A 10198-nucleotide genomic window follows, 5' to 3' on the forward strand; every position below is an offset into this window, starting at 1 on the left:
CCGCGTCGTACGCCCCGTCCGCACTGGCACCACGAGCTGTCGGACGGGGCGTACGACGCGGTGATCAAGCAGCTGCGGGCCGAAGGCCCCCTCACGGCCACCGAGTTGGGCGGCGCCAAGAACGGCGGCGAGTGGTGGGACTGGTCCGAGGCCAAGGTCGCGGTCGAGCGGGCGCTGATGCACGGCGAGGTGGTCTGCACGGAGCGCCGCAGCTGGAAGCGGGTGTACGACCTCGCGGAGCGCGCCATCCCCGACGAGGTGCTGCACGACGACCTGGACGACACCGAGTGCCTGCGCCGGCTCGTGCGGCTCGCGGGCCAGTCGCTCGGGGTGGGCACCCGCTCGGACATCGGGGACTACCACCGCATCAAGGGCGAGCAGGTCGACGCGGTGATCGCGGACTCGGGGCTGGTGCCGGTGACGGTCGAGGGCTGGGCGAAGCCCGCCTGGGCCGATCCGGAGGCGCTGGCGAGCGTCCCGCGTGGGCGGCACCGTACGACTCTGCTTTCACCGTTCGACTCGCTCATCTGGGAGCGGGCCCGCACGGAGCGGATCTTCGGCTTCACCCACCGCCTGGAGGCGTACGTTCCCAAGCCCAAGCGGATCCACGGGTATTTCGCGATGCCCCTGCTGTCGGGCGGGAAGCTGCTCGGCCGGGTCGACCCGGCACGGGAGGGCAGCACGCTCGTGGCCCGTCAGGTGTCGCTGGACACGCCCGCCGCCGTCGAGCCGATGGCGCGGGCGCTGCGGGAGGCCGCCGAGTGGGTGGGCTGCGACTCCGTACGGATCGAGCGCGTCGACCGCCCCGAGTTGGCGGCGCCACTGACCCGGGCCGTCATCTGATTTCGAGGATCTTCTCCCGCATCGCGTAGACCACGGCCTCCATCCGGGAGTGCAGCTGGAGCTTCTCCAGGATGTTGCGGACATGGTTCTTCACGGTGTTCTCGGAGATGAACAACTCCTTGGCGATATCACGGTTGTTCATTCCCGTGGCGACCAGCTTGAGGACTTCGAGCTCGCGCTCGGTAAGCCTCGGCGCCGGCACGAGTCTGCGCTCGTCGGTGCGCTGAATCATCGACTTGAACTCGGTCAGAAGCTTGGAAGCCATGGAAGGGCTGATCTGTGACTGCCCGTCGGCGACCGCGCGAATCGCGGTGGCCACCTCGTCCGTCGAGATCTCCTTGAGGAGATAGCCGGTGGCGCCCGCCTTGATCGCGTCGTAGAGGTCGGCCTCCTCGTCGCTGATCGTCAGCATGATGATCTTGGCACTGGGGGCCACCTCCTTGATGGAGGTACAGGCCTCGATGCCGCCGCGCTTGGGCATCCGGACATCCATCAGCACGATGTCGGGGAGCAGGTCGGCGGCCTTGTCGACGGCTTCCGCGCCGTCTCCGGCCTCTCCGACGACCTGGATGTCCTCCTCCTGGGCGAGGACGATCTCCAGCCCCCGGCGGAAGAGGGCGTGGTCGTCGACGACAAGGACCCTGATCGGTTCCTTGCCGGGGTCGTCCGGGTCCGCGCCACCGTCGGGTCCGCTGCCGCCGGTCGTACCGCCGGTACCGCGCGCGTGCTGCACCGGCCCGAAGCTGTCCGCCATCGTTCCTCCCCCTGAAGGCCATGGGCCGAAGTACATGCGAGCTACACCAACCCCTGGTCGGGGACCGGGGGTTGACGTGCGTGGCCATGCTTTCATGCCCGGCCGACAGAGCGGTGATCCAGTAGTCGCGCGGTGGTGCCCCCGCGGCCGGATCAGGCACTGCGGGGGCACCACCGAGGGGTCGGTTTTCTCAGCCGCCGAGCGCGCCGCCCGCGCCCGCGGCCTCGGACTCGGCCAGTTGGTCGGTCCTCAGGTGGATGACGCCGTAGTCGTAGGCGTGCCGTCGGTAGACGACGCTCGGCTCCTTGGTCTCGGAATCCACGAACAGATAGAAGTCGTGTCCGACCAACTCCATCTCGTAGAGCGCCTGGTCGAGGGTCATCAGAGCCGCGGTGTGCGTCTTCTCGCGGACCACCAGCGGTCCTTCGCCCTGCACTTCGAGCGAGCCGATCCTGGTGGTGGGCACGCCGTTGGGCGATTCGCTCGCGGGGGCCGGGCCCGAGCCGTTCAACTGGGCGACCCCAGGAACGACGTCGACGACCTCGGCGGCCGAAAGCCTGCCGTTGCCACGGCGGTTGAAGCGCTTCTCGTGCTGCCTGCGCAGCCGCGCCTCCAGCTTGCCGGTGGCCAGGTCGAGCGCCGCGTACGGATCGGCGGCGGCGGCTTCCGCCCTGATGACGGGACCGCGGGAGTGGAGTGTGATCTCCACCCGGTCACAACGGTCCGCCTGACGCGGGTTGTGCTCCTTGGACACCTCGACGTCGAGGCTGATCACCTTGCCGTCGAGCTTCTGGATCTTCTCCAGCTTCAGCTTCTCGGCCACGTGCTTACGGAACCGCTCGGGTACCTCTGTCTTGCGGCCCTTGACGACGATGTCCACGCAGAACTCCGTTCCCGGATTCGCTCCGCCGCGTTGCGGAGCTACTCCCTCTTGCACCCGACCTCGATGGGCATCGAGGCCTCGGACTTGGCGACTTTCACCTCCTCCTCCCCCGTGGGCAAGATCCCCATTCCCTCTGACTTCGAGGTTCTGGAAAACGCTCCAACGCGCCGCTGCATATCAGTGAGCTCCAGCTTTCGCTTTTCCTCACAACCGAACATAGCTCTCTTGGCCGGGTATCGGCACCCGCTACCAGTGCGTACGTCCGTTCCGGTGTTTTATGACCCTCACCACCTGCAACGAAGCAAACTCGCGATCAGTTCCGGTTTATTTCGAAAGAGAGCGGAGGTGCGGCCACCACAGCCGCGCTCACCTGTATGAATCCGGGGTACCCCGGTTTCATCGCGGCATGCATCGCGCGTGACGCCTCCGCGAGCGATGCGCCGGTCGTCATGAGATCGTCCACCAGCACCACCCTGCCGCCCTCCAGAAGCCCTGTGCCACCGACGGCGACCTCCAGAGCCCCGGCCAGATTGGCGAGCCTCTGACGGGCGCCCAGGCCAGACTGGTCGGCCACCGCACGCCGCTGCCGCAGCACCGGAATCACCCGGGCCGACCGCCCGGTGCCCCGCAGTTCCCCGGCCGCCGCCAGGGCGATCCGGCGGGCGGCGTCGTGTCCGCGCGCACCGACGGCGCGCCGCGTCGAGGGAACCGGCACCAGAATCAGCGGGCCGACACCCGTACCCGGCGGGACGGCGGCCTGGACGGCACCGGCCAGCGCCCTGCCCAGGGGCGCGGCGAGCCCGAGCGCGCCACGCTCCTTGTGCGCCAGCAGCACGGCTCGTACGGCGTCCTCGTACGGTGCGGCGGCATGCACCACCGGCAGCCCCACGGGCTCGGGAACAGGTCTCACCCGGCACGGCCACGTCCCGTACAACGCCCGTCCGCACGCGTCGCACAGCGGCGTCCTGGGACTCCCGCAGCCGCCGCAGGCGACCGGCAGCACCAGCCCGGTGATTTCTCGCCACCACCCCCGCATGTCACCCACTGTGCCAACGACTCGCGCCCCCGGCCACCCCTGTGGATAACCCGGATCCAGATCCGGCCCGAATGCACGTGCACGCGGCACAGCACGCCCCCGCGACCCGGCCCGCCCCGAGGGACAGGCCCTGGGCCATGCCCTGCGTCGTGCCCTTCGGATCAGCCCGGATAGACCGGTGACGAACCCTCTTTCACCATCGTCTGCCAGTTCGCGCCGGTCGGCAGCCGCACGATGCCCGCGTCGTCCGAGTCGGCGACCAGCGGCTGCTGTTCGTCGTCCGCGGCGGCGATCCCGGTGACCTGGTTCAGCCCCGGCAGCACACCGGCCGCCGACGTCGAACCGTCCGTCTGGATGTAGCTCACCTGCTGCACCCCGCCCTCCTCCTTACCGACCACGACGAGCCGGCTCGGGCCGGCCCACGACACGGCCGTCACCGTCTCCATACGCGGCGCCACGGCCTTCAGCTCCGTCACGGACACCGTCTGCTCCGTGGCGGGTCCACGTCGCTCCACGCGGCCGATCTGGAGGGTCGTACGTCCGTCCTCGGAGAGCAGCAGCGCCACCCGTACGCCGTCGGCGGAGACCCGCAGCGCCTCGATGCGCGCGTCGCCGAGTCCGTCGACCGTGACCGCGCGGGGCGCGTCGGCGCCGTCGGCGAGGCGCAGCAGCCGGGGGTGCTTCGGGTCGCGGTCGGCTATCCACAGATCGCCGTTGCCGTCCCAACTGGGCGCCGACAGCCGGTCTTCCTTCTTCACGGCCTCGCTGACGACGAGCGCGTCGCCCACCTCGCCCGCCGAGATGATGGATCCGGCGTACAGGGACTTGCCGTCCTGCGAGACACCCGCCGCGTGCTTCTCGTCCCGCGCCACGGCGACCTGCCCGAGCGGCAGGGTGCCGTCGCCGAACGGGCCCGGCACACGCGCCGGATCGATCGGCTCCTTGCTGCTCGCCGACAGTTGCGAGAGCCGGCCCTTGGCGTCGATGAAGTACGGACTGTCCGAGCTGCCCGACGTACGGTCGGCGGCGAACTCCTCGGCCTGGTCGCCGCTCAGCACGCACAGCGAGGAGCCGTCCTGCCGCAGCAGCTCGACCTGTTCACCTCGGGTGGAGGTCAAGTCGCGGAGGGTGAAGAGCAGTTGCGCGGCCATCTTGCGGCACTGTTCCCGGCCGACATTGTCGACCTTGGCGTTGAGCGGCACCTTCAGGGCGTTGCGGTCGTCGAACTCCAGTGTCCGGGTGCCGCGTTTGAGCTCCGTACCGGTCGGGAACGGCGAGTCGACCACGGGCCGCATCCAGTCCGTCGGCCCTTCGAGGAGCACCTTGACCGCCTGCGTGACCGGATCCATCCGTGTCACGGGGTCTATGCGCTGCCGGATGTAGACGGGATCGGCGACGAGCCAGTCCTGCCCGGAGGCGAAGTAGTACTTGTTCACCGCGCGGTAGTTGCGCTGGAAGTCGGACTCGCCGAGCACCAGCCCCTGCGGGAGGTCGTCGATCCGCCATTCCTTGGTGTCCAGCACCTTCTCCTGGACGAGATGGATGGCGCCGTTGTACGGCTCGGGCGCCACCGGCTGGTACGCGTGCCCGGCGTCGACCGCGGCGATCTGCTCGCCGTACAGCGGATAGGTGAGGCCGGGGCCGTCCGGACCGGAAGGCCCCTGGGGGTCGGCCGGGTCGGGCGCCGCCGCCAGTACCGTCGTACGGTCCGCCGGCTGCCAGCTCTGCGACGCCTGCTTCGACAGATACTTCCTGGCCACCGCGAAGTCGGGGTCGTCGCTGGTCATCGCCTCCAGGAAACCGTCGACGATCTCGTTCGGATCGGCGCCCTCGGCGGGCGCGACGGGATAGACCCGCACCTGGGAGTCACCGCGCGGCGACGCCTTGACCGGCTCGACGTCCCCGCTGTTGGGGATCGACGCACAGCCGGCCAGCAGCACGGCACCGCACCCGAATACGACGGGCAGGCGCCACGCGCGCCCTCGGCCGTGACGAAGGCGGTCAGCGCCCACGAGTTGTGTCCTCCCGCTCAGATGCCTGAGCCGCGGACGCGACCGTGGCGGCAGTTGACGACGTCGACCTCGACGAGGTGGCCGCGTCCCGTTCGACGGGCTCGCCGGTCGAACGCGGCACCACCCGGGCGCCGTTGCCCGGCAGCGCCGTCGGGTCGACCGCGCCCGCGCGTGGTGGCACCGGCGGCCTGGGCGGCACCGGAAGCGAGGATCCCGTCGCCGACTGCGAAGGCACGCTGGCCAGCCGGTGGGCGCTCTCCTTCTCATCGCCTCGCGAGGAACGCTCCCGGCCCCGCCGCGAGTCCTCGGGCTCCAGCGGTATCGGCGAGCCCCGCAGCGGCTCGTCGGCGGTACGCGGCAGGGTCAGCCGGAACTGCGACCCGCCGCCCGGCTCGCCCCACGCCTGGAGCCAGCCGCCGTGCAGACGCGCGTCCTCGACGGCGATCGACAGGCCGAGGCCCGTGCCGCCGGTGGTTCGCGCCCGAGCCGGATCCGCCCGCCAGAACCGGTTGAAGACCCTCGTCGCCTCGCCGGGCTTGAGGCCCACTCCGTAGTCGCGTACGGCCACGGCGACGGCGCCGCCCGCCACCGCCATCCGCACGACCACGTCCCGCCCCTCGCCGTGCTCGACGGCGTTGACGACCAGATTGCGCAGCACCCGCTCCACGCGGCGGGCGTCGGCCTCGGCGACGACCGGCTGCTCGTCGCCCAGGACGCGGATCCGGGTGCCCTTGCGCTCGGCGAGCGGTTCGGCTCCGCCGATCACACGTCGTACGACCACCCGGAGGTCTATGGGTTCGGCCTCCAGCGCCGCGGCGCCGGCGTCGAACCGGCTGATCTCCAGCAGATCCGAGAGCAGCGACTCGAAACGGTCGAGCTGGTCGCCCAGCAGCTCCGCCGAGCGCGCGGTGACGGGGTCGAAGTCGACCCGGGCCTCGTGGATGACGTCGGCGGCCATCCGGACGGTCGTCAGCGGGGTGCGCAGCTCGTGCGAGACGTCCGACACGAAGCGGCGCTGCATCCTGGAGAGCTCCTCCAGCTGCTGGATCTTGAGGTGAAGGCTCTGGGCCATCTTGTTGAAGGCCTCGCCGAGCCGGGCGATGTCGTCCTCGCCGGTGACCTTCATACGTTCCTGGAGGCGGCCGGTGGACAACCGCTCGGCGATCCCCGCGGCCATCCGTACGGGCGTCACGACCTGCCGTACGACCAGCCAGGCGATGGCCCCGAGCAGCACGACGACGAACAGCCCCGCCGTGGCGAGCGTGCCCTTGACCAGATTGAGCGACTGTTCTTCCTGGGTCAGCGGGAACAGGTAGTACAGCTCGTAGGAGTTGCCGTCCACATCGGTCAGCCGCTTGCCGATCACCAGCCCGGACTCGGACTCCCGGCCGTCCGTGTACTGGATCAGGGTGTACTTCTGGAACGTCCCCGTGCCCTTGGCGACGTCCGAGCGCAGATCCTCGGGAACGCTCGCGATGTGGTCCACACCGCCGGACGCGCGCGGGAAGCGACTGCTGGAGCCCGTACCGTTCGCGTCGGCGCTCAGCGCCACCACGTTGAACGCGCTCTGTCCGCCACTGGCCAGCTGTACGACCAGGTCGGAGCGCCAGTTGACTGAGTTACGGCTCGACCTGCCGTCCCCCGAGCCGCCCTCGCCACCCGGCTCGACCGGCGCGTCGGCCTTCTCCTTGGCGACGGTGAACCCACCGGCCGCCTGGCTCTGCGCCGCTTTCTCCTTGGCGTCGAGCAGACCGTTACGGACCTGCCCGATCACCACCAGACCCAGCAGCAGCACCACGCCCAGCGACATCAGCAGGGTGGTGATGACCACCCTGAGCTGGATGTTCCGCCGCCACAGCCGCACGGCCGGCAGCACCGGCCGCCTGAGCAGGCGCACGGCGAGACGCAGCACAGGGCTGCCCGCCGCCCCGTCCTGGAGCAGCCGGCCACGGCGCATCAGCCGTCCGACGCGTGAGGCCCCACGGGCCCGATCGGCAGTCCGCCCCGTACGGACTCCCGGCTCCCCGGGCTTCGGGGCAGCACTGCCGCTGGACATCTCAGCTCGGTCCGGCCTTGTAGCCGACACCGCGAACGGTCACGACGATCTCCGGGCGCTCCGGGTCCTTCTCGACCTTGGAGCGGAGCCGCTGAACATGCACGTTGACCAGGCGGGTGTCCGCCGCGTGACGGTAGCCCCACACCTGCTCCAGCAGCACCTCACGGGTGAAGACCTGCCACGGCTTGCGGGCCAGCGCGACGAGCAGGTCGAACTCCAGCGGCGTCAGGGCGATGGACTGCCCCTCACGCTTCACGGAGTGACCGGCCACGTCGATGACCAGATCGCCGATGGCCAGCTGCTCCGGAGCCGGCTCCTCGGACCTGCGCAGCCGCGCCCTGATCCTGGCGACCAGCTCCTTGGGCTTGAACGGCTTGACGATGTAGTCGTCGGCGCCCGACTCGAGCCCCACCACCACGTCGACCGTGTCGCTCTTGGCCGTCAGCATGACGATCGGCACACCGGACTCGGCCCTGATGAGCCGGCACACCTCGATACCGTCGCGGCCGGGCAGCATCAGATCCAGCAGCACCAGATCCGGCTTGGCCTCACGGAAAGCGGCGAGAGCCTTGTCGCCGTCCGCTACGAACGACGGCTCGAACCCTTCACCTCGCAGCACGATGCCGAGCATCTCGGCCAGTGCGGTGTCGTCATCGACGACAAGGACGCGTCCCTTCATATCGACATCATCCCATTTTCATTTCCGTTACGTAGACTTGCGTGATCCAGCTCACTGACCTGGGACGACGTGGACGGATGTCCTTCGTGGACCGTCGCGGTTCGTTGCTGTTGACGTCAACCACAGATGCCACACCCTGTCTCGTTGACCTGCTCCTTCGACAGGAACCATAGCGAGCCACCCGCCCGGCGAACCCCGACAGCGCGTCCCCCCACTCCTCGCGCGGCTGTCCCGTCAGCCCCGTACCTCCTGCCGCGCCTGGGCGCACAGCTCCGCGATCCCGTCCCGGGTCACCGGCGACAACGCTCCGTACTCGGTGACCAGCGCCGTCACGAGCTCCGGCGGTGTCACGTCGAAGGCCGGGTTGTACGCCTGCGTCCCCAGCGGCGCGACCGGCATACCACCGCCCACCGCAACCCCGGCCCCGGCCGCCTGCGGAGCCGTGAGCTCGGTCACCTCCTGACCCGGCCGCTGCTCCACCTCGATCGACGCGCCGTCCGCCGTGTCCAGGTCGAGCGTCGTGGTGGGCGCGACCACGATGAACGGCACGTGGTGGTACTTGGCCTGCACCGCGAGCGGATAGCTGCCCACCTTGTTCGCCACCGAGCCGTCCGCCGCGATCCGGTCCGCGCCGATGAGCACGGCGTCCACCTCGCCCGCCGCGAACAGCGACCCCGCGGCGTTGTCCGTGAGCAGCGTGTACGCCATCCCGTTGCGAGCCGCCTCGTACGCCGTCAGCCGCGCGCCCTGGAGCAGGGGGCGTGTCTCGTCCACCCACAGCCGCCTGAGCCGCCCCGCCCGGTGCGCCGACAGCGCGACGGCGAACGCGGTGCCCTCGCCGCCCGAGACCAGCGCCCCGGTGTTGCAGTGGGTCAGGATCCGGTGACTTCCGCCCGGCAGCAACTCGTCGAGAAGAGCCAGCCCGGATGCCGCCATCCGGGCGCTGCCCACGGCGTCCTCCCGGTGCAGCTTCCTGGCTTCCGCCAGCGTCGCCGCGGCTGCCTGCTCCTGATCGGCGCCCCCGGCGACGGCCGCCCGGTGCACCTCCAGCGCCCGCCGCACCCCGTACCCGAGGTTCACCGCCGTGGGCCGGGCACTGGCCAGCAGCGCCGCGGCCTCGTCCACGTCGTATCCGCGGGTGGCGGCGAGCGCGACACCGTACGCACCGGCGATGCCCAGGAGCGGCGCCCCACGCACGGCGAGTGTCCGGATCGACTGGACCAGGGCCGGCACGTCGGTGCAGACGAGTTCGGCCTCCTCGACCGGCAGCCGCGTCTGGTCGAGGAGCACCAGCACGGGCCCTTCCGGCAGCTCGTCCCAGCGCAGTGCCGGAGACATGGACGGCTCGGCGGGGAGCGGGGATGGTGCGTACTGATCAGTCATCCGCCCAGTCTGCCCGGTACCGCGCGGACTATGAAGGCGAGAAGGAGATGGAGCACCCCGCCCACCGGCGGGCCACGCGTGGCACGATGGCTGCCAGCCTCCCGCTCTGCTCCGCAGACAGGCACCGTTGAAGCGCCGGCTCCCCGAGCCTGCCTCCGAAACCAATCCACGAGGTGGACGACCGTGAACGACACTCCGGGCTGGGCCTCGCCCGGATCTGCCCCGTCCGACGGCCAGGAGGCCGGCGTGCCCCGGCCCGCCCAGCCCGCCGACGACTCCGGCACGCCCTCGGACTCCCCCTCGAAGTGGTCCAAGACCCAGCCGCCGCCCGGACAGTGGTCCGCGCCCAGCGCCCCGGGCTCCGGCCCCGTTCCCCCGGCTCCCAGGCCCGCACCGAACTGGGGCGGCAGCCCGGGCCCCGGCCCGGGCGGGCAGTATCCCGGCTGGGGACAGCCGCCCCTCGCGGCCAAGCCCGGTGTCATCCCGCTGCGTCCCCTGGGCGTGGGGGAGATCCTCGACGGTGCCGTGTCCACGCTGCGCGCGCACTGGCGC

General features: G+C 70.6%; 8 protein-coding genes and 1 pseudogene. 2 read left to right on the forward strand and 7 right to left on the reverse strand.

Annotation, left to right across the window (positions count from 1 at the left end):
- On the forward strand, positions 1–843 hold an 843-nt coding region (locus BHU15_RS18535; protein ID WP_069628210.1), incomplete at its 5' end, for a DNA glycosylase AlkZ-like family protein.
- Here the strand turns inward: BHU15_RS18535 and BHU15_RS18540 are convergent.
- From BHU15_RS18540 to mtnA, 7 genes are all read right to left on the reverse strand, one after another.
- Complete coding sequence (locus BHU15_RS18540) at positions 836–1597, reverse strand: response regulator (protein ID WP_069628211.1); 762 nt, start codon at positions 1595–1597, stop codon at positions 836–838. The two genes, BHU15_RS18535 and BHU15_RS18540, sit on opposite strands and share 8 nt — an antisense overlap.
- A gap of 190 nt (positions 1598–1787) precedes the next feature.
- Positions 1788–2477, reverse strand: coding sequence for a ribosome hibernation-promoting factor, HPF/YfiA family (gene hpf / locus BHU15_RS18545; protein WP_023541345.1), 690 nt, complete (start codon positions 2475–2477; stop codon positions 1788–1790).
- Between the two features lie 316 nt (positions 2478–2793).
- On the reverse strand, positions 2794–3516 hold the full coding sequence (locus BHU15_RS18550; RefSeq protein ID WP_031231399.1) for a ComF family protein: 723 nt from the start codon (positions 3514–3516) through the stop codon (positions 2794–2796).
- 161 nt (positions 3517–3677) lie between these two features.
- Complete coding sequence (locus tag BHU15_RS18555) at positions 3678–5528, reverse strand: LpqB family beta-propeller domain-containing protein (RefSeq protein WP_069628212.1); 1851 nt, start codon at positions 5526–5528, stop codon at positions 3678–3680.
- Positions 5518–7584, reverse strand: a complete 2067-nt coding sequence (mtrB, locus tag BHU15_RS18560) for an MtrAB system histidine kinase MtrB (RefSeq protein WP_079128226.1) — start codon at positions 7582–7584, stop codon at positions 5518–5520. Before mtrB ends, BHU15_RS18555 begins: the two co-directional genes overlap by 11 nt.
- Before the next feature lies 1 nt (position 7585).
- Positions 7586–8263, reverse strand: coding sequence for a two-component system response regulator MtrA (mtrA, locus tag BHU15_RS18565; RefSeq protein ID WP_005486885.1), 678 nt, complete (start codon positions 8261–8263; stop codon positions 7586–7588).
- Positions 8264–8497: 234 nt separating this feature from the next.
- The gene (gene mtnA / locus BHU15_RS18570; protein ID WP_031231395.1) at positions 8498–9646 is read right to left on the reverse strand and encodes an S-methyl-5-thioribose-1-phosphate isomerase; all 1149 of its coding nucleotides are present in this window, start codon (positions 9644–9646) and stop codon (positions 8498–8500) included.
- A 183-nt stretch (positions 9647–9829) separates the two neighbouring features.
- Between mtnA and BHU15_RS18575 the strand changes: the two are divergent.
- Positions 9830–10198, forward strand: a pseudogene (locus BHU15_RS18575) (hypothetical protein); the annotation flags it as partial.

This window comes from Streptomyces niveus, assembly GCF_001723055.1.
Lineage (GTDB): Bacteria > Actinomycetota > Actinomycetes > Streptomycetales > Streptomycetaceae > Streptomyces > Streptomyces niveus.

Coding starts and splice junctions, on each gene's coding strand:
- BHU15_RS18540 (WP_069628211.1), bottom strand. CDS start 1,597: ATGGCGGACAGCTTCGGGCCGGTGCAGCACGCGCGCGGTACCGGCGGT.
- BHU15_RS18550 (WP_031231399.1), bottom strand. CDS start 3,516: ATGCGGGGGTGGTGGCGAGAAATCACCGGGCTGGTGCTGCCGGTCGCC.
- mtrB (WP_079128226.1), bottom strand. CDS start 7,584: ATGTCCAGCGGCAGTGCTGCCCCGAAGCCCGGGGAGCCGGGAGTCCGT.
- mtrA (WP_005486885.1), bottom strand. CDS start 8,263: ATGAAGGGACGCGTCCTTGTCGTCGATGACGACACCGCACTGGCCGAG.
- mtnA (WP_031231395.1), bottom strand. CDS start 9,646: ATGACTGATCAGTACGCACCATCCCCGCTCCCCGCCGAGCCGTCCATG.